The organism is Ensifer sp. EB106-05-01-XG146 (assembly GCF_058791875.1).
The window spans coordinates 1772746-1792364 of sequence record NZ_JBYTDX010000002.1; the positions used below are offsets into that span (position 1 = coordinate 1772746).

Here is a 19619-nt window from a genome sequence, read left to right on the forward strand (position 1 = left end):
CTGACAATCCCTGGGACTTATGTGTCATCACCGGATTGACTCGGCCTGTATCCTGGATACAATTTGCCTCGATCTTGGGAGGGATCGATGAACCAATCCTTTGAATGGCGAAGCCAGTCACGCTTGCTCGACGAAGTGGCCCAGGCCCTTCGCGAACGTATTTATGCCGGCGTCTATGCGCCGGGCGCGACGCTGCGCCAGGAAAAGATCGCCGCCGAGTTCGGCATCAGCCGCACGCCGCTGCGCGAGGCGCTGCGCGTGCTCGAGCGCGACGGGCTGGTTGTCAACAAGCCGGGCAGCGGTGTCCGGGTCGCAACCGCCGACCTGCCGAAACTGCTGGACGCCTACGCGGTGCGTGAGGCCATGGATGGCGTGGCGGCCCGCAACGCCGCCGAGCGGGCGACAAATGCCGAGATCAAGGATCTGGCAAAGCAGGTGGAGCGCCAGCGCAAGACCGTCGAAAACTGGGATCCAGGCGCCTACACACAGTCCAACGTCGTCTTTCACGAGGCGATCGTTGCGGCCTCGCGCAATGCGTCGCTGGCGCCGCTCGGGCCGCTTCTGCGCATGACCTCGCAGGTTTTTGCCCCAGCCTTTTCGCTTTCGAGCGAGCGGGCGAGCACTGCGGTCGCCGAACACGGGCTGATCGTCGAGGCGATCGCCGCACGGAACCTTGATGAATCCGAGAAACTGGCCCGCGCCCACATCAACGCGACGGCCATGAGATTGAAGGCGCTGCTTGAAGAGCGCGGGACTGACAAAGAGGCATGACTGTGAAGACCTACGGCAATTTCATCGCGAACAAGTGGCAGGACGCAACGGGCGGCGAGTTCATCGCCGTCAGGGATCCTTCCAACGGCCTGGAATTTGCGCGCATCGCCCGGGGCACTCGGGACGATATCGATCTCGCCGTGCGTTCGGCACGCGCGGCACTCTCAGGTGAGTGGGGACGCCTGACGCCGACCGAGCGCGGCCGGGTGCTGACCCGGATTTCGGCCGGTGTGCTGCGCAACATCGACCTTCTGACGGAGCTCGAAGCACGCGATGTCGGCAAGCCGCTGACGCAGGCGCGGGCCGATGTCGTGGCGCTCGCCCGCTATCTCGAATTCTATGGCGGTGCTGCCGATAAGGTACATGGCGACACCATTCCCTATCAGAACGGCTTCACCGTGCTGACCGTCTATGAGCCACACGGCGTCACGGGCCATATCATCCCCTGGAACTACCCGATGCAGATCCTCGGCCGCAGTCTCGGCGCGGCCCTTGCCATGGGCAATGCCGCCGTGGTCAAGCCCGCAGAAGAAGCCTGCTTGACGATCCTCGAGTTTGCCCGCATCGCCGAAGAAGGGGGCCTGCCGTCGGGTGCGCTCAACATCGTCACCGGCTTCGGCTCGGAGGCGGGCGTCGCCCTCTCAGAACACCCCGATGTCAACCACATCTCCTTTACCGGCTCGGTCCGCACCGGCGAAATGGTGCAGGCAGCCGCGGCGAAGAACGCCGTGCCGGTGACGCTGGAACTCGGCGGCAAGTCGGCGCAGATCGTCTTTGCCGATGCGGATCTCGACCGCGCGGTCCCCTTCCTCGTCAATGCCGGCATCCAGAATGCCGGTCAGACCTGCTCGGCCTCGTCTCGCATTCTGGTCGAGCGTGCCGTCTATGAAGAAGTGGTCGCGCGGATGAGCGAACGGTACCGCGCCCTGAAGGTCGGTCCTGCTGGCAGCGATCTCTCGGTCGGCCCGGTCGTCTCGCACCGGCAGAAGGCGATCGTCGAGGGCTTCCTTGCCGACGCCGCCAAGGATGGCCTGAAGGTCGCGGCGCAGGGCGAGATCGTCGCCGACGCGCCGGCCGAGGGCGCCTATGTCGCGCCGACGTTGCTGCGAGACGTGCCGCACCAACACCGCACGGTGCAGGAAGAGATCTTCGGCCCGGTTCAGGTGATCATGCCCTTCGACGGCGAGGAGGAAGCCATTCGACTTGCCAACGGCACCGCCTATGGCCTCGTCTGCGGCGTCTGGACCAATGACGGCGGCCGGCAGTTGCGCATGGCGCGCGCCGTGCACGCCGGCCAGGTCTTCATCAACAATTACGGCGCCGGCGGCGGCGTCGAGCTGCCCTTCGGCGGCGTCAAGAAATCGGGCCATGGCCGCGAGAAGGGTTTTGAGGCCCTCTACGGCTTTGCCAGCATGAAAACCATCTCTGTCTACCACGGCTAGAGCGCGCAAAACCGCAGGCGGCGTTCCACCCGCATCGCGCTCCAACCCATGATCTAAGTCTCCTTGGGAGGAACAACAAAGTGTCACTGGAAGGTAAAGTCGCTCTCATCACCGGCGCAGGCTCCGGTTTCGGCGAAGGCATTGCCAAGCGCTTCGTCGAAGGCGGCGCCAAGGTCATCGTCGTCGATCGCGATGCTGCGGGTGCAGAGCGCGTCACCAAGCAACTCGGCAGCAATGCCATCGCCGTGGTTGCCGATATCGCCAAGGAAGCCGACGTTAACGCGGCCGTTGCGGCGGGTCTCAAGCAGTTCGGGCACGTCGATATCCTGATCAACAATGCCGGCATCGGCCACAAGCCGCAGAATGCCGAGCTGGTCGAGCCCGACGAATTCGACCGTATCCTCGGCGTCAATGTGCGCGGCGTCTACCTGATGACGCGGGCGCTGCTGGCGCACATGAAGGAAAACAAGGCGGGCGTTATCGTCAACATCGCTTCGACCGGCGCCAACCGGCCGCGTCCGAACCTTGCCTGGTACAACGCGACCAAGGGCTGGGTCGTTTCTGCCACCAAGGCGCTCGCGATCGAACTCGCGCCCTTCAACATCCGCGTTGTCGCGCTCAACCCGGTTGCCGGCGAAACGCCGCTGCTGACCACCTTCATGGGCGAGGACTCCGACGAAATCCGCAAGAAGTTCCGCGATTCCATTCCGCTCGGACGCCTGCTGAAGCCGGAAGACCTTGCGGAGGCCGCCTTCTTCGTCGCCTCGCCGCAGGCGTCGATGATCACCGGCGTGGCGCTCGACGTCGACGGCGGACGCTCGATCTGATTATTTCGACCTGATTTCCGGGACCATAAACAACGAAACCGCAAAGCGGGGGAACCATGATGAATTTGACGAAACTGGCGCTTGCCTCGTGCTTCATCGCCGCGTCGCTGACGCCGGGGATGGCCAAGGATACGATCACCGTCGGCCAAGTGCTCGAGCCGCCGGGCCTCGACCCGACCGCGGGCGCCGCCGCACCCATCCGCTACATCACCTACGGCAACCTTTTCGAAGGTCTCGTCCGGGTGGTGGAAGACGGCACGGTGAAGCCGCTGCTCGCCGAGAGCTGGACGATCTCCGACGACCAGAAGACCTACAGCTTCAAGCTCCGCCAGGGCGTCAAGTTCCATGACGGCACGGCTTTCGACTGCTCGGTGGTGAAATTCTCCTATGAGCGCGCCGTCTCGGCCGATTCCACCAATGCGCAGAAGGGCCTGTTCGAGCCGATCGAAAAGACCGAATGCCCGGATCCGGCCACCGCGGTCGTGACGCTGAAGCGCCCGGCCTCCAACTTCCTCTTCAACATGGCCTGGGGCGACGCGGTCATGATCGCGCCGTCGTCGGCCGCCGACAACAAGACCAAGCCGGTCGGTACCGGCCCGTTCAAGTTCAAGGAATGGGCGAAGGGCGACAAGGTGGTGCTGGAAAAGAACGCCGACTATTGGGGCGAACCGGCTAAGCTCAGCGAAGTGACCTTCAAGTTCATCAGTGACCCGTCGGCTGCAGCGGCCGCCGTTCTTGCCGGCAACGTCGATGCCTTCCCGATGTTCCAGGCCGCAGAACTGGTCAGCCAGTTCCAGAGCGACCCGAACCTGCAGGTCGAGGTCGGCAGCACCTCGGGCAAGGTGGTGCTTGCGCTCAACAATGCGAAGAAGCCCTTCGACGACGTGCGCGTGCGGCAGGCGCTTGCCCATGCGATCGACCGCAAGGCGCTGGTCGAAGGCACTTACTCGGGCTTCGGCACGACCATCGGCTCGCATTATTCGCCGGTCGAACCCGGTTATGTCGATCTGAACGAGACCTACCCCTATGACCCCGGCAAGGCGCAGCAACTGCTGCAAGAAGCGGGCGTTCAGAACCTCGAAATCACCATCATGCTGCCGCCGCCGGCCTATGCCCGCCGCGGCGGCGAGATCATCGCGGCCATGCTCAGCGAAGTCGGCATCAAGGTGAACCTCGTTCCGATCGAGTTCGCACAATGGCTGGATCAGGTCTTCAAGAACTCGAACTTCGACGCAACGATCATCGCCCATGCGGAAGCCCGCGACCTCGATATCTATGCGCGCGACAAGTACTACTTCAACTACCAGAGCCCGGAATACAAGGCGCTCTACAAGTCCTACACGCTGGCTGCGACCGAGGCCGAGCAGATGGACCTGATCGGCCAGCTCCAGCGCAAGCTCGCAGCGGACGAACCGAACGTCTTCCTCTACGCGCTGCCGAAGATCGGCGTCTGGAACAAGAAGGTGAAGGGTCTCTGGAAGAACATGCCGGTGCCGGCCGACGACCAGACCCAGACCTATTGGGAAAACTGATCGACTTTCATTGAGCGGGATGCGGACGGAAATCCGCACCCCGCTCCAGCATCTGCCCCTCGTTGGGGCGGACGCAGATCTGCCGTTGATTGACGCACCCGGCGCCGGTCAACGCTCGCTCTTTCCGGGAGGTTGATGTGATTTCCTTCATTGGCGGTCGCCTCGTGTCGCTCTTGCTGACGACGCTGGTCGCCTCAGTCATCGTCTTTCTGCTGATGCAGGTGCTGCCCGGCGACCCCGCCGTGCTGATGCTCGGCATGAATGCCGACGCAGATGCGATCGCGGCGCTGCACCGGCAGCTCGGCCTCGATCAGCCGATCTGGATCCGCTACCTCCACTGGATCGGCGGCTTCGTGGTCGGCGATTTCGGCATGAGCCTCACCTATTCGGTGCCGATCCGGGAGCTGCTTGGCCCGCGCATCCTGGTGACGCTGCCGCTGGCGCTGCTCTCCATGGCAATCTCGGTCGCCGTCGCCATCGCCATCGGCGTCTATGCCGCCGCCAACCGCGGCAAGGCCGGCGACACCGTCGTCATGGGCATCGCCCAGGTGGGCGTCGCCATCCCAAACTTCTGGCTGGCGCTTCTCTTCATCTTGCTCTTCGCGCTGAAGCTCGCCTGGTTCCCGGCCTCCGGCTTTGCCGGCTGGGAAGGCGGCATCTGGAACGGCCTGCATTCTCTCATCCTGCCGGCGCTCGCACTCGGGCTGCCACTTGCGGCCATTCTCGGACGCGTCACGCGCTCGGCCGTCATCGAGACGCTCGGCGAGGATTTCATCCGCACCGCGCGCGCCAAGGGGCTTAGCCGTTCGGGCGCTCTCTGGAAGCATGCGGTGCCCAATGCGCTCATTCCGGTCGTCACCATTATCGGCCTGCAATTTTCCTTCCTGCTTGCCGGCACGATCATCATCGAAAATGTCTTCAACCTGCCGGGTATCGGCCGCCTCGTCTTCCAGGCGATCGCGCAGCGCGATCTCGTGACGGTGCAGACGCTGGTGACCCTGCTTGCCGCCTCCGTCATCACCATCAATTTCCTCGTCGATCTGGTCTACGGCTATCTGGATCCGCGCCTGTCGAGGGGAGGCCACTGATGTCCGCTCCTGCAACCGCCGCGCAACCCAGCCTCATCTCCAAGCTTATCGGCAGCCGAAATCTGACGATCGGGGCCACCGTCACCGTCATCCTCGTGGCGATGGCGCTCGTCTCCTATGTCTGGACGCCCTATTCGCCGACGGCGATGAACTTCCGCGACAAGCTGCAGGGACCGAGCCTTGCCCATTGGTTCGGCGCCGACAACTTCGGCCGCGACATCCTGTCGATGATCATGGTCGGCGCCCGCAACTCGATCAGCGTCTCGATCGTCGCGGTTCTCGTCGGTGCCGGCATCGGCGTGCCGCTTGGCGCTTGGGCGGCTGCTCGCGGCGGCTTTGTCGATGGTCTCGTCATGCGCATGAGCGACCTCGCCTTCGCCTTCCCGGCGCTTCTGACCGCCGTCATCATCACCGCGATCTTCGGTCCGGGCGCTACCAACGCGATGATCGCGATCGGCATCTTCAACATTCCGGTCTTTGCCCGCGTCACCCGCGGTGCCTCAATGGGCCTCTGGAAACGCGAATATGTGCAGGCCGCGCGCTGCGCTGGCCGCGGCGACGTCGCGATCACGTTTCTGCACATCCTGCCCAACATCAACCACGTGCTGCTCGTTCAGGTGACGATCCAGTTCGCCTTGGCGATCGTTGCCGAAGCCGGCCTTTCCTATGTCGGCCTCGGCACGCAGCCGCCGATGCCGAGCTGGGGCAAGATGCTGAACGACGCCCAGACCTTCATCTATCAGGCGCCCTGGCTCGCGATCTTCCCGGGCCTGGCGATCACCTTCGCCGTGCTCGGCCTCAACCTGCTCGGCGATGGCCTGCGCGACATTCTCGACCCGCGCGTGAGGCGGCAACGATGACCAAACCCTTGCTTCACATGGCCGGCATGTCGGTCGAACTCACCGCGGGCAAAAGCACGGTCGATATCGTCTGCGACATCGATCTCGAACTCAACCGCGGCGAACGGCTTGGGATCGTCGGTGAGTCCGGCAGCGGCAAGTCGATGACAGCCCTTGCCGTCATGGGCCTGCTTCCGCAGCGCATGCGGGTGCGCGGCGAACTTTCCTTCGACGGCCGCAATCTCGCGGGCTTGGACGAAGCCGACTATTGCGGCTATCGCGGCCGGCGCATGGCGATGATCTTCCAGGAGCCGATGACGGCGCTCAATCCGGTCAAATCGATCGGCGCGCAGATCGCCGAGGGACGGCGGCTGCATCTCGGCGAAACGAAGGCCGATGCGGAGAAGAAAGCGCGTGCGCTGCTCGACCGCGTCGGCCTGCCGGCGCCGCGCTTCGACCTCGATCTCTACCCGCACCAGCTCTCCGGCGGCCAGCGCCAGCGCGTGATGATCGCCATGGCGATCGCCTGCGAACCGGATCTGCTGATTGCGGACGAGCCCACGACGGCGCTCGACGTTACGGTGCAGGCGCAGATCCTCGATCTGCTCGACGAGCTGATCGAAGACACCGGCACAGCACTGATGCTGATCACCCACGATCTCGGCGTCGTCTCCGAGATGACCGACCGCATCGCGGTCATGTATGCCGGCCGCATCATCGAAACCGGGCGCACGGACGATGTCTTTGCGCGCATGGCGCATCCCTATGCCCGCGGCCTTTTCGCCGCGTCGCCGCATGGCGCGGCCCTTGGCTCCCGCCATCAAGGCGATGGGCGCCCGCGGCTGAATGCCATCCCCGGTATCGTTCCGGATCCCTTTGGCCGTCCATCCCACTGCTCCTTTGCGGACCGCTGTTCCTTCGCCGAGGCCGACTGCCGTCAGGCGATCCCGGCACTCGACCTGATCAATACCGATGGAAACGTGGAGCATCGCGCCGCCTGCTTTCATCCGCGCGAAAGGATGGTGGCCCCGTGAGCGAGGTGATCCTCAAAACCACCGATCTGGTGCGCGAATACGACCTGCCACGCCCGTCGATCTTCTCGAAGCAGAGCCGCCTGCGCGTGCTCCATGGTGTCAGCGTCGAACTCGCCGCCGGCCAGAGCCTCGGCATCGTCGGCGAAAGCGGCTCCGGCAAGTCGACCCTGGCCCGCGCCGTGATGGGGCTGGAGCGGCCGCAATCGGGCCAGGTATCGATAGCCGGCAAGGACATCTACGCGCTCGATCGCGCCGGACTGCGAGAGGCGCGCAAGGGGTTTCAGGCGATCTTCCAGGATCCCTACGGCTCGCTCGATCCGCGCCACACGGTTCGGACGATCATCTCCGAGCCGATCGTTTCGCTGGAGCGTGGAACGGGCACCACGGAGCGCAACCGGCGCATCGCCGAGGTGCTGGAAGCCGTCGGCCTACCCTTGGCGTCGGCCGACAAGTATCCGCACGAATTCTCCGGCGGCCAGCGCCAGCGCATCGCCATCGCCCGCGCGCTGATCACCCGGCCGGCCCTGATCGTCGCTGACGAGCCAGTGTCTGCACTCGACGTCTCGATCCAGGCGCAGGTTTTGAACCTGATGATGGACCTGCAGGAAAGGCTCGGCCTTTCCTATCTGTTCATCAGCCACGATCTCGGCGTCGTGCGCGCCATCACCGACCGGGTTGCCGTCATGCATCTCGGCCGCATCGTCGAGGAAGGACCGACGGCCGAGGTCTTCGACAACCCGCGCCATCCCTATACTCAGGCGCTGGTCGCTGCCGTGCCGAAACCGTTTTCCGGACGGCGCAAGCGGGTGCGTTCCGCTGGGCCGCCGCAAACGCCCGTCCATACCGCAACGACCGCAGCCGGCTGCGCCTATGCTGCCGTCTGTCCCCGCAGGCAGGAGATCTGTCTGACCCGAACGCCTGAGGCCAAGCCGGTGACGCCGGCCTGGTCCGCCCGCTGCCATTTTGCCTAGGAAGTGCCCCATGTCCGAACTCGCCGATCTCTCCGCCGTCGATCTCGTCGACGCCTACCGCTCGAAGAAGCTTTCCCCCGTCGAGGTCACCGAAGCGGTGATTGCCCGCATCGACGCTTCCGAGCCAAAGCTGAACGCGCTTTGGGCCTATGACCCGGCCGAGGCGCGCAAGGCCGCCAAGGCATCGGAAGAGCGCTGGGCAAAGGGTGAACCTCTGGGCGCAATCGACGGCGTGCCGGTGACGATCAAGGAAAACATCGCAACCAAGGGCACCGCCGTGCCGCTCGGCTGTGCTGCCGTGTCGCTGACGCCTGCAACCGCCGACGCGCCGCCGGCAGCCCGCACCCGCGAGGCGGGCGGGATCCTTCTCGCCAAGACCACCATGCCGGACTACGGCATGCTGTCTTCCGGCCTTTCCAGCTTCCACAAGCTTGCCCGCAATCCGTGGGACCTTTCGGCCAATCCCGGCGGTTCAAGCGCTGGTGCCGGTGCTGCCGCTGCAGCCGGCTACGGACCGTTGCACATCGGTACGGATATAGGCGGCTCGGTCCGGCTGCCGGCCGGCTGGTGCGGCATTGTCGGGCTCAAGCCTTCGGCCGGCCGCGTGCCGATCAACCCGCCCTTTATCGGCCGCGTTGCCGGCCCGATGACCCGGACGGTCGCCGACACGGCACTCTACATGTCGGTGCTGTCGCAGCCGGACGCCCGGGACACCATGTCCCTGCCCTATGCCGACATTCCCTGGCTCGATCTTGATCGTGATCTGAAGGGTCTGAAGATCGGCCTCTGGCTCGACGCCGGCTTCGGCCAGTCGGTCACGCAAGAAACGGAACAGGCGGTCAAGAAGGCGGCACAGCTCTTTGCCGATGCCGGCGCGATCATCGAGCCGATCGGCCCCTTCCTGACGCGCGAAATGATCGACGGTCTCGACCGCTTCTGGCGGGCGCGCGGCTGGGAAGACGTGTCGCGCCTCTCGCCGGAAAAACAGGCGCAGATCCTGCCCTATATCTTCGACTGGATCAAAACGGCCGAGAATTTCTCCGGCCGCGAGGTCTATACCGGCTTCGCCCAGATCGACGCCATGCGCAACGCGCTGCATGCGGCACTTTCCGGCTATGATTTCACCCTGTCGCCGACGGCCCCGACGGCCTCCTATCCGGCCGAATGGGCCTCGCCGGTCAACGACCCGCAGAAGCCGTTCGAACACATCGCCTTCACAGTCGCCGTCAACATGGGCGGCCAGCCGGCAATCTCGCTCAACTGCGGCTACACCTCGGGCGGCCTGCCGATCGGCCTGCAGATCATCGGCCAGCAGTTCGACGACATCGGCGTGCTGCGCCTCGCGCGTGCCTTCGAGACAATGCGCCCTCAGCAGCGCCCATGGCCAAAGGTCGCATGATGAGCAACACCATGCGTTACACCATCGAAAGCGGCGATCTCGAAAACATCGTTTCCCGCCTGCTCGACATCGTTCGCCGGCTCGGCGTCAGCGTCTCGAAACTCGCGATCGAGGTAGACGGCGGCAACGCCAATCTTGAAATCGCCCTCGCTCCGGCTTCGCAGGCTGTCGCCAACACGCTGCGAGAGCGCATCGGACAGATCGAAGGCGCGAAGGCAGCGGTCTAGCCCGCATCATTATCAACGCGGCCGTGCCGCTTTACACCGACTGAAAACCACAGGAGTGCCGACAATGGCCCGCAAACTTTTCATCCTCCCCGGCGACGGCATCGGCCCGGAAGCCATGGCGGAAGTCCGCAAAATCATCGCCTACATGAATGCCGAGCTTGGTGCCGGCTTCGTGACGGACGAGGGCCTGGTTGGCGGTTCGGCCTATGACGCCCACGGTCAGGCGATCTCGGAAGAGGACATGGCAAAGGCGCTTGCCGCCGATGCGGTGCTGTTCGGCGCCGTCGGCGGTCCGAAGTGGGATGCGGTGCCCTACGAGGTTCGCCCGGAAGCCGGTCTGCTGCGCCTGCGCAAGGATCTCGAACTCTTCGCCAACCTGCGCCCGGCGATCTGCTACCCGGCGCTTTCCGCCGCCTCGTCGCTCAAGCCCGAACTGGTCGAAGGCCTCGACATCCTGATCGTGCGCGAATTGACCGGTGGCGTCTATTTCGGCGAACCGAAGGAGATCGTCGATCTCGGCAACGGCCAGAAGCGTGGCATCGACACCCAGGTCTATGACACCTACGAGATCGAGCGCATCGCCGGCGTCGCCTTCGAGCTGGCCCGCACCCGCAACAACCGCGTCTGCTCGATGGAAAAGCGCAACGTCATGAAGTCGGGCGTGTTGTGGAACCAGGTGGTGACCGAGACGCACAAGGCGAAATACTCCGACGTCCAGCTCGAGCACATGCTGGCGGACGCCGGCGGCATGCAGCTGGTGCGCCAGCCCAAGCAGTTCGACGTCATCGTCACCGACAACCTGTTCGGCGACATGCTGTCGGACGTGGCGGCGATGCTGACCGGTTCGCTCGGCATGCTGCCCTCGGCCTCGCTCGGCGCACCGGATGGCGTCACCGGCAAGCGCAAGGCGCTCTATGAGCCGGTGCATGGCTCGGCACCCGACATTGCCGGCCAGGGCATTGCCAACCCGATCGCGATGATCGCCTCCTTCGCCATGTGCCTGCGCTATTCCTTCAACCTGGTGAAGGAAGCCGACAATCTGGAGAAGGCGATCGCCACCGTGCTCGACCAGGGCATCCGCACCGGCGACATCATGGCCGAAGGGGCGAAGAAGGTCGGCACCACCGAGATGGGCGACGCCATCCTTGCCGAGTTCAAGGCGCTGTCGGCGTAAGCGACAACCGATCCCGGATCGGCGTCACGCCGACGCCAACAGGCCTACGAAAACCAACACCTCCGGAGCGCATCCGGAGGTGTTTTGCGTTTCACGGCCTTGCGAGAATGCGGCGTCTCAGATCGTGATGCCGCCGTCTATGTTGATTGCCTGGCCGGTAATGAAGGCCGCCTCGTCGGAGGCGAGGAAGACGCAGATGGCGGCGACTTCTTCCACCGTGCCGAACCGGCCGGCCGGCTGGCGGCTGATGAAGGACCGGTAGGCCTCATCCCGGCTTCCAAGCTTTTCGCCAAGTTCGCCGATGCGCTCTTCCAGGGAGGGTGATGCGACAGTGCCGGGGCAGACCGAATTGCAGCGAATGCCCTGAGACACGTAGTCAGCTGCCACCGCCTTGGTCAGGCCTATGACGCCACCCTTGGCGGCGCCATAGGCGGCACGCCGCGGGAAACCCTTGATCGAGGAGGCGACCGAACCGATGGTGATGATGCTGCCGCCATTGGCCTTCATCTTCGGGATTGCGCCGGCAATGACATTGTAGGCGCTGTCGAGCGTAATGTTCACCGAGCGCCGCCAATCGGCGGGCGAGCATTCCTCGATCGTGCCCTGATGCACGTAGCCGACCGCGTGCACGAGGATATCGACCCGGGCGAAGGCGTCGAAATAGGCACCGACCGCCACATGATCCGTGGCATCAAGCCGCGTCGTTGTAGCCCCTTCGAGCGTGGCGAGCAGCTCGGCATTGATGTCGCTGGCGTGGACCTCGGCGCCCTCAGCCATCAGTCGTTCGGCGACCGCGCGGCCGATGCCTTGGCCGGCAGCCGTGACCACGGCTATGCGCCCGGCCAAACGTCCTGTCTTTTCCTTCATGGTGAGACCCTTCTGCATGTCTAGAGGGATTGAACGACCTGACGCTGGCGGCCGAGTCCATCAATACCGAGTTCGATCACGTCACCGGGCCCAAGATAGCGCGGCGGCTTCTTGCCCATGCCGACGCCGGGGGGCGTGCCGGTGCAGATGAGATCGCCGGGCTCCAGCACGCAGAACTCGCTCATGTAGGAGACGATGGTCGCGACGTCGAAGATCATGCGCGCGGTCGTACCCGCCTGCATGCGCTCGCCGTTGACGTCGAGCCACATCGACAGGGCCTGCGGGTCCGGCACCTCGTCTTTCGTCAGAAGCCAGGGCCCCGTCGGGCAGAAATTGGGGAAGCTCTTGCCCTTCACCCACTGCCCGCCGCGCTCCATCTGCCAGGCACGTTCGGAGACATCGTTGACGATCGTGTAGCCGAGGACATGGTCCATAGCCTCGGCGCGCGATACGTTGAGCGCCCGCTTGCCGATGACGATGCCGAGCTCGACCTCCCAGTCCAGCTTCGACATTTTCTCGGAGTGGAGAAGCGGTGCGTTCGGGCCGCAATAGGTGCCGGCCGCCTTGTTGAAGAGGATCGGTTCGGACGGCACTGGCAGTCCCGCCTCTTCCGCATGGTCGGAGTAGTTGAGGCCGACGCACCAGATCGTACCGGGCCTTGCGACCGGCGGCAGGATGTCCGCATCGACCACCGGCATCACAGGGAGCGCCGCGAAATCGGCGCCAGAGAGCACTGCCAAAACACCAGGCAAAGTCTCCGCCGTGAAGTCCTGGACGAGCGAAGACACCTCCCGCGCCTTGCCCTCGCCGTCGAGGATGCAGGGCACGGCAGAGCCGTCGACGGTGAGACGCAACAATTTCATTCTCTTGGCCTTTCAGTTGGATATGTCTCAGCGAGCGACCATTCAGCCGATCGGAGCGGCTTCGACGGAAAGCCGATAGCGGGTGGTGAAGGTCTGATCGGGTTCGAAGGCAATCGCCGTTGCAACGCCGGATGCCGCGATGGGGCTGTCGCCCGTGGAGACTGCCGGTCCGAGATCGAAGGCGGATGCGATCGGCTCGACGCCGAGCGCCACGTGCCGCCCATTCCAGGGGTAGGCCTTGCGACCGCGGTTGCTGTACCAGAGCAGGAAGCTTGGGAAATGCTCGTTCTGCCAAGTGAGCCGCGCGCGAAAACCCTCGTCGCGATAGTGGAGCGCGAGGCTGCCGTCGATGCCCGAGAGCTGCAGCAGGTCCTCGGTCTCCTCGACCAGCGGCACCTGCGACGCATCGAGCATGACACCTTTGCGCGTCTCGACCTTGCCGAGCGATGACCATTGCCGATCGGGCGAGAACAGAGCCGCGCCCGGTTCGACATCGCCGGGAAAACTCCAGACGCGATCATGGGCGCCGGGTTCGATCGTGACCGAACCGGGACGGCTCGGCAGTCGGAACGTCGGATGCAGGCCGATCGGCAGGCGGCACGGACGCCGGGCCTCGATTTCCAGGGTGATGTCGATAGAGGGCGCATTTGGATCCGGCACGATCCGCCGCCGCAACAGTCGGATCGGATGGTTCTCCGGATAACGGCACTCCATCGCTATCTGGCGGTCGTCGCAGGCACCCCACTCCCAATGGACATTGGAGCTATGGCCGTGCGGCACGCCGGCGCCGTCGAAACTCTCACCGTCTACGGACCAGCCTGCAGGAAGCGTGCGGCTGGCGTCGCTGCCGAAAGGCACGCACGGCCACTCGCCACGCAATTCCTTCAGGATCTCCGGCAGCGTCTCGCGCTCGGGATCGTTGCCCCAAGGCGCAACGTGCAAGGGGCTGACCTGCCGCCCGTCCGGAAGCAGGAACAGCACCGGGCCGAGCATGCCGCCGAGCGACTGCACCGAGAGGCAGCCATGCGCCCAGGCGAGCGCGCGCCGTGTGGTCTCCGCGCTCACTTTGTAGCCGCCCCGAACCGGTTTTCCGGCATGCCGGCGACCGTGACGCGCATGGCATAGAGGCTGCCGGCGAGACGCTCGGCTGGCCCCGCACCGGCCGTGGTGATGTAAAGCGTCTTCAGGTCGGCGCCACCGAAAGTGCAGGTGGTGATGTTGGTGACCGGCATGTCGATCGTCTCGGCAAGGCTGCCATCCGGCGCGACACGGGCGATGCAGCCACCGCCATAACGGCAGTTCCAGAGGAATCCCTCGCTGTCGATCGCCGAGCCGTCGGGCGCGCCGCGATCGAAACCGGTGAAGAAGGGTCGCTCGCTGGAAATCGAGCCGTCCACGGCATGATAGTCGAAGGCGTAAATCTCGTTTGCCAGCGTATCGCCGAAGTAGAAGGTGCTTCGATCCGGGCTCCAGCAGAGCGTGTTGGAAATGCCGAGGCCATGCCGCCATTCGGTGACGGTGCCATCGGGCGCGATCCGGTAGAGGATGCCCTCGCCCGGGGCAACGTCGCCAAGCTGGCCATCCGGAAGCACGTTGTTCTTCATCGAGCCGACCCAGAAGTTTCCGAGGGGATCGGCGCGACCGTCATTCAGCCGAACACGCGGTGAACCGGGCAGGACGAAGCCGTGATCCTGCCGCCGGTCGGTTTCGGGCCACCACCATATGAGCTTCGAGCCGAGAGCGATGAGCAGACGCCCATCTTCACGGGTCAGCGAGATCGCCACCACCGGCTCGTCGAAGAGCCACGTCCTGACCGCGCACGTCGCCTCGTCATAGCGGTGGATCAGAAAGCGGTTGATGTCGGTCCAGTAGAGCGCCGCCTCTTCCGCCGACCAGACGGCGCCCTCGCCGCAGCGGTCGCCGACGGGCGCGACACAGACGAGCTCACGGGCCATCTCCGCCTCCTATTCCGCTGCGATGCTTGTCGGGATCGAACGCGCGGGGCCGAGCGCCTCGGCATTCTGCACAAGCGCCTTCATGTAGCCGAGCGCAAAGGCCTTGCCCGCATGCCAGGAGGCGCCGCAGGTCATGGCCGGCGTATGGTCGGGGATCATCACACCCTGGTAGTTTTCGTCGCGCAGGATGCGGATGATTTCGGCCATGTCGATATCGCCCTCGTCGACGAAGGTCTCGACATAACGCGGCATCTTTCCGCGTACGTTGCGGAAGTGGATGTAGCCGATGCGGCCGGAGCGGGCGAAACGACGAACGTGCTCGTAGATATCCCCTCCCGGCATTTCCTGCAGCGAGCCGAGGCAGAGTTCGAGCCCGTTCGAGGGCGAGTCGACGATCGCCATCAGCCGGTCGTACTTCTCCGGACGGTTGACGAGCCGCGCGGTGCCACGCAGTTCCTCGGCTGGCGGATCGTCCGGGTGAGCGCCGAGCACCACGCCCGCCTCCTCGGCGACCGGCACGACCTCCTTCAGGAAGTGGCTGAGGCGGTCCCAGAGCTCCGCCGAGCTGACGGAAACGGAGGCAGCGCCGGCGACGCCACGACGATAGCGCATGTTCCAGACCATGCCGTCTGGGATCGGCGCATCCGGGCTTGGCGCGATGCTGTTTTCGACGCCGAAGCCGACGGATTCCGCACCGCCGCGGGCATAGGGGCCGCGGGTCCAGCCATAGACACCGGCAAGCGAGAAATTGTAGCCGATGCAGGGAATGCCGGCGCGACCGGCGTCGCGAATGAGCTGCTTCAGCCCCTCGATCTGCTGCGCCCGCTCTGGCCCGTCGAGCAACACGTCATGCCAGAAGCGCGGCGAGAAGTTCTCGATCGCCGCCACTTCCAGCCCACCGGCCCGCACGTCCTTCACGAGCGCCGACAGCTCTTCGTAAGTCCAGAGCCGGTCACCGGAGCAATCACCCCAGCCGCCCTGGTCGCCACTGTCGATCTTCGGATCCTCGCCGGCGAAATAGTTGGTGAGATGCGCGACGACGTGGGTCGCGCCCGCCTGCAAGGCAAACTGAAAGTTATCCGGGGTGAGTTGCTCCCGGTAGAGCCCAAGGCCGATTTTCATCTTGTCGTTTCCTATCCGATTATTTGACGCCGATGCCGGCGGTGAGGCCGCCGTCGATGCGGAAGTCCGAGCCGGTGACGAAGGCGGCGCGATCCGAGGCGAGATAAGCGACCAGCTCGGCCACCTCCTCCGGCTCGCCGATGCGGCCGATCGGGTGTGCCGCGCCGAAGCGGGCAAAGGCTTCCGCCTCGCTGACGCCCTCGCCGCCATAGGTGCGGGCTGCAAGCGATAGCAGCGGCGTGCGCACCGAGCCTGGGCTGACCGAATTGACCCGGACCTTCGCCGCCGCATGATCGAGCGCCATGGCGCGGGTCAGCGCATGGATCGCGCCCTTGGAAGCGACATAGGCGGCGACGTTCTGCTGGCAGGCATGACCCTGCACCGAGGAGATGTTGACGATCGCGCCGCCGCCGCGCTTCATCATTTCCGGAATGCCGAAGCGGCCGGTGAGATAAATCGAGCCGACATTGACCGACAGGCAGCGCGCAAAGGTCTCGGCGCTGGTGTCGAGCACGGTGCCATAGGGGTGAACGGCGGCGGCATTGACGATGATGTCGAGGCCGCCGTGGCGCAGCACCGCCTCGCGCACGGCCGCCTCGACCTCTGCTTCCACGGCAACGTCCGTCAGTCGGGTCGACATCGGCAAGTCGCGCTCTTTGGCTATGCGGTCGAAGATTTCGTTGGTGGCGACGTCGTTGCCACAAGCAAGCACGGTCGCGCCTGACGAGGCGAGCCGGATCGCCGAGGCAAGCCCGATCCCGGACGTGCCGGTGACCAGCGCGATCTTTCCCTTGAATTCAGTCATGATTGTCTCCGCGATGGATCGCGATGATCCGGGCCGGCGTCGACCCGAGATCATAAGCGTGATCGTTGGTCATAAGGGGGAGCGGGATGCGGACACCCCGCGCCGGTCTCAGCGCACCCGTTCCAGAACCTGGTTCAGGAGCACGGCGCCGAGGATGATCCCGCCGCGCACGACGTATTGCCAATATTCGCTGACATTCATCAGCGTCATGCCGTTGGAGATGCATCCAAGGAAGAGCACCCCGATCAGCGTGCCCCAGATCCGGCCCTTGCCGCCGAAGAGCGAGGTACCGCCGATGATGACGGCCGCGATCACGTCGAGTTCCATGCCGGTCGCCGTCGTCCCGGTGCCGGCCCCGATCTGCGAGGCGATCAGCGTGCCGGAGACGGCGGTTAGCGCGCCGGTCAGGCCCAATGTCAGCGCCTTCACCTTCCAGATGTCGATGCCGGAGAGACGTGCCGCCTCCATGTTGCCGCCGACCGCGTAAACCTCACGGCCGAAGCTTGTGTACTTCATCAGGAAGTGCATCGCCGCGAAGGTCAGCGCAAAGATATAGACCGGGAACGGAATGCCGAAGAGATAACCGCCGCCGAGGAAATCGAAACCGAGCGGGAAGGACGACATCGGGAAGCCGCCGGTGATCAAATTGGCGACACCGCGGAGTGCCGCGAAAAGCGCCAGGGTGGTGATGAAGGTCGGCACGTTGAACCACTGCCGGAAACGGCCGGTGAGATAGCCGAGCGAGAAGCCGAGCAGAAGTGCCACCGCAAAACCGACGGTGACCGCGCCCCAGTCACCGAACGTGTCGGTGAAACGGTCGGCGAACCAGGCAACGATGCAGCCGGCGAGCGCGGCACCGGCGCCGACCGAGAGATCGATCTCCCCGCTGATGATAACCGCCGTCATGCCGAAGGCGATGATGCCGAGCATCGAGACGGTGCGCAGCACGTTCAAGAGGTTGCTGGTGGAGGCGAAGCCCGGTGCGACGAAGATCAGGAAAATCACCAATGCGGCGAGAATGATCTCCATCGGGTAGGTTTTCAGAAACTTGAGCGGCGTGTTCTGTCCGCCTGTTTCCGTGGTCTGGCTCACGAGTGTCATTGCTTGGCCCCTTCCATGCACAGGCCGTAGAGTTCGGTCAGGTCGGTTTTCGTCGGATCCACTTCGGCGACGACGGCGCCGTGATGCATGACGAGGATGCGGTCGGCGACTTCCAGCACCTCCTCGAGCTCGGTCGAGACAAAGAGGCTGGCAAGGCCATCGGCGGCCTGTTGCCAGATGATGTCGAAGATCTGGCGCTTGGCCTGGACGTCGACGCCGCGGCTCGGCTCATCGAAGAACATCACCGACGGCTGCCGGTTCAACCATTTGCCGATCACCACCTTCTGCTGGTTGCCGCCCGACAGCGACGACACGGGCAGTTCCGGATCGCCGCACTTGATGTGCAGATCGGCGATCTGGCGGCGCACGTGCGGCTGTTCGCGGCGGCGCGAAATGAAGCCTCTGTTGGAGATCGGGCCGAGGCTCGCCATGCAGAGATTGTCGGCGGTCGAAAGCGACTGCACGAGGCCGACCTCCTTGCGATTTTCCGGCGTGTAGCCGAGTCCCGCCTTGCGCATGTCGCGTGGGCTGGCACCGGTCATATCGCGACTGTTGAACGTCACTGAACCGCTGTCGATCCGGTCGGCGCCGAAGATCGCCCTCATCAGTTCGGTGCGCCCGGCGCCGAGCAGGCCGGCGATTCCGAGGATTTCGCCCGGATAGAGATCGAAAGAAACATTCTGAAAATGCCCGGAGCGGCTGAGATCCCGCACCTCGAGCACCGGCCGGGTGCGATCGAGCGTGCGCCGCGGCGGCCGCGTTGCGCGGGCGGCATCGCCGAACATCATGCCGACGATCGCCGAAGGCGTCGTCGCCTTCATCTCGACCGCGCCGATGTAATGGCCGTCGCGGATCACCGTGCAGGTATCGGCAATCTCGAAAAGCTCGCTCATCCGATGGGTGATGTAGATCATCGTCACGCCGCGGGCGCGCAGCCGTTCGATCAGTGCGAAGAGCTGCTTGACCTCGCGCGACGCCAGCGCCGAGGTCGGTTCGTCCAAGAGCAGGATCGACGGGTTGAAGGACATCGCCTTGACGATTTCCACCACCTGCTGCTGGCCGACGCTCAGCGCCGAAACCGGCTGGCGGGAATCGATCGCAAGCCCCATGTCGGCAAGCAATTCGCCGGCGCGCTTGTGCAGGCCCGCCCAGTCGACGACGCTGAAACCGGCGCGACGCCGATGCGGCAGCCGGCCGAGAAAGATGTTCTCGCCGACAGAAAGCTCCGGCACCAGCGAGAGCTCCTGGTGCACGGTGACGATGCCGGCGGCAAAGGCATCATGCGGCGAGGTGAAATGGCGATCCTCGCCATTGACACTGATCGTGCCCGATGTCGGCTCGGTGACGCCGGCAAGCAGCTTGACGAGCGTTGATTTGCCCGAGCCGTTCTTGCCCATCAGGGCATGCACCTGGCCGGGGGCGAAGCTGTGGGTGAATTCGGAGAGGGCGACAGTCGGACCGTAACGCTTGGTCACGGCCCGAAAGTCCAGCCGTCCCTGCACCCCTTGCAACGCGGCTGAACTCGGTTGCGGATAGCTCATGCGGATTTCCTGCTGTGCAAGACGAGGGAGTGGCGGGCGCGATGTCCCGCCGCTCGGCTGA

The 19619-nt window shown here is 64.7% G+C and carries 19 protein-coding genes; 11 read left to right on the forward strand and 8 right to left on the reverse strand.

The window, feature by feature from the left end:
• Positions 1-87: 87 nt before the first annotated feature.
• The 11 genes from AC3WVQ_RS28180 (at position 88) to leuB (ending at position 11304) form a co-directional block, all read left to right on the forward strand.
• A complete protein-coding gene (locus AC3WVQ_RS28180) occupies positions 88-771 on the forward strand; it encodes a GntR family transcriptional regulator (protein WP_034801749.1) in 684 nt (227 codons plus the stop codon).
• Positions 768-2213, forward strand: a complete 1446-nt coding sequence (locus tag AC3WVQ_RS28185; RefSeq protein WP_034801751.1) for an aldehyde dehydrogenase family protein — start codon at positions 768-770, stop codon at positions 2211-2213. Before AC3WVQ_RS28180 ends, AC3WVQ_RS28185 begins: the two co-directional genes overlap by 4 nt.
• An 80-nt stretch (positions 2214-2293) precedes the next feature.
• The gene (locus tag AC3WVQ_RS28190) at positions 2294-3040 is read left to right on the forward strand and encodes a glucose 1-dehydrogenase (protein WP_060521846.1); all 747 of its coding nucleotides are present in this window, start codon (positions 2294-2296) and stop codon (positions 3038-3040) included.
• 56 nt (positions 3041-3096) lie between these two features.
• Entirely contained in the window at positions 3097-4572 is a 1476-nt protein-coding gene (locus AC3WVQ_RS28195) for an ABC transporter substrate-binding protein (RefSeq protein ID WP_492383280.1), read from the forward strand.
• A 137-nt stretch (positions 4573-4709) separates the two neighbouring features.
• The gene (locus AC3WVQ_RS28200) at positions 4710-5660 is read left to right on the forward strand and encodes an ABC transporter permease (RefSeq protein ID WP_034801757.1); all 951 of its coding nucleotides are present in this window, start codon (positions 4710-4712) and stop codon (positions 5658-5660) included.
• Complete coding sequence (locus AC3WVQ_RS28205) at positions 5660-6520, forward strand: ABC transporter permease (protein WP_492383281.1); 861 nt, start codon at positions 5660-5662, stop codon at positions 6518-6520. The genes AC3WVQ_RS28200 and AC3WVQ_RS28205 overlap by 1 nt, the downstream gene beginning before the upstream one ends.
• Positions 6517-7533, forward strand: coding sequence for an ABC transporter ATP-binding protein (locus AC3WVQ_RS28210; RefSeq protein ID WP_060608125.1), 1017 nt, complete (start codon positions 6517-6519; stop codon positions 7531-7533). The genes AC3WVQ_RS28205 and AC3WVQ_RS28210 overlap by 4 nt, the downstream gene beginning before the upstream one ends.
• On the forward strand, positions 7530-8504 hold the full coding sequence (locus tag AC3WVQ_RS28215; RefSeq protein ID WP_083523734.1) for an ABC transporter ATP-binding protein: 975 nt from the start codon (positions 7530-7532) through the stop codon (positions 8502-8504). Before AC3WVQ_RS28210 ends, AC3WVQ_RS28215 begins: the two co-directional genes overlap by 4 nt.
• Positions 8505-8514: 10 nt before the next feature.
• Positions 8515-9903, forward strand: a complete 1389-nt coding sequence (locus AC3WVQ_RS28220) for an amidase (protein ID WP_268088102.1) — start codon at positions 8515-8517, stop codon at positions 9901-9903.
• A gap of 11 nt (positions 9904-9914) precedes the next feature.
• Positions 9915-10130 (forward strand): hypothetical protein, encoded by a 216-nt coding sequence (locus AC3WVQ_RS28225; RefSeq protein ID WP_134886311.1) that lies wholly within the window; start codon positions 9915-9917, stop codon positions 10128-10130.
• A gap of 64 nt (positions 10131-10194) precedes the next feature.
• Positions 10195-11304 (forward strand): 3-isopropylmalate dehydrogenase, encoded by a 1110-nt coding sequence (gene leuB, locus AC3WVQ_RS28230; RefSeq protein WP_492383282.1) that lies wholly within the window; start codon positions 10195-10197, stop codon positions 11302-11304.
• A gap of 117 nt (positions 11305-11421) precedes the next feature.
• On the opposite strand, the gene AC3WVQ_RS28235 is transcribed toward leuB, so the two are convergent.
• The 8 genes from AC3WVQ_RS28235 to AC3WVQ_RS28270 form a co-directional block, all read right to left on the reverse strand.
• Positions 11422-12171 (reverse strand): SDR family oxidoreductase, encoded by a 750-nt coding sequence (locus AC3WVQ_RS28235; RefSeq protein ID WP_492383283.1) that lies wholly within the window; start codon positions 12169-12171, stop codon positions 11422-11424.
• A gap of 20 nt (positions 12172-12191) precedes the next feature.
• Positions 12192-13034 carry a fumarylacetoacetate hydrolase family protein gene (locus AC3WVQ_RS28240; RefSeq protein ID WP_492383284.1) on the reverse strand — a complete coding sequence of 281 codons (843 nt, stop codon included), beginning with the start codon at positions 13032-13034 and terminating at the stop codon, positions 12192-12194.
• A 42-nt stretch (positions 13035-13076) separates the two neighbouring features.
• Positions 13077-14099 (reverse strand): hypothetical protein, encoded by a 1023-nt coding sequence (locus AC3WVQ_RS28245; protein WP_492383285.1) that lies wholly within the window; start codon positions 14097-14099, stop codon positions 13077-13079.
• On the reverse strand, positions 14096-14989 hold the full coding sequence (locus tag AC3WVQ_RS28250) for an SMP-30/gluconolactonase/LRE family protein (protein WP_492383286.1): 894 nt from the start codon (positions 14987-14989) through the stop codon (positions 14096-14098). The genes AC3WVQ_RS28245 and AC3WVQ_RS28250 overlap by 4 nt, the downstream gene beginning before the upstream one ends.
• A 9-nt stretch (positions 14990-14998) precedes the next feature.
• A complete protein-coding gene (locus tag AC3WVQ_RS28255; protein WP_492383287.1) occupies positions 14999-16111 on the reverse strand; it encodes a mannonate dehydratase in 1113 nt (370 codons plus the stop codon).
• 19 nt (positions 16112-16130) lie between these two features.
• Positions 16131-16916, reverse strand: a complete 786-nt coding sequence (locus tag AC3WVQ_RS28260; RefSeq protein WP_034787900.1) for an SDR family NAD(P)-dependent oxidoreductase — start codon at positions 16914-16916, stop codon at positions 16131-16133.
• Positions 16917-17024: 108 nt separating this feature from the next.
• Positions 17025-18017, reverse strand: a complete 993-nt coding sequence (locus AC3WVQ_RS28265; RefSeq protein ID WP_492383288.1) for an ABC transporter permease — start codon at positions 18015-18017, stop codon at positions 17025-17027.
• Complete coding sequence (locus tag AC3WVQ_RS28270) at positions 18014-19558, reverse strand: sugar ABC transporter ATP-binding protein (RefSeq protein WP_082566297.1); 1545 nt, start codon at positions 19556-19558, stop codon at positions 18014-18016. Before AC3WVQ_RS28270 ends, AC3WVQ_RS28265 begins: the two co-directional genes overlap by 4 nt.
• Positions 19559-19619: the final 61 nt, after the last annotated feature.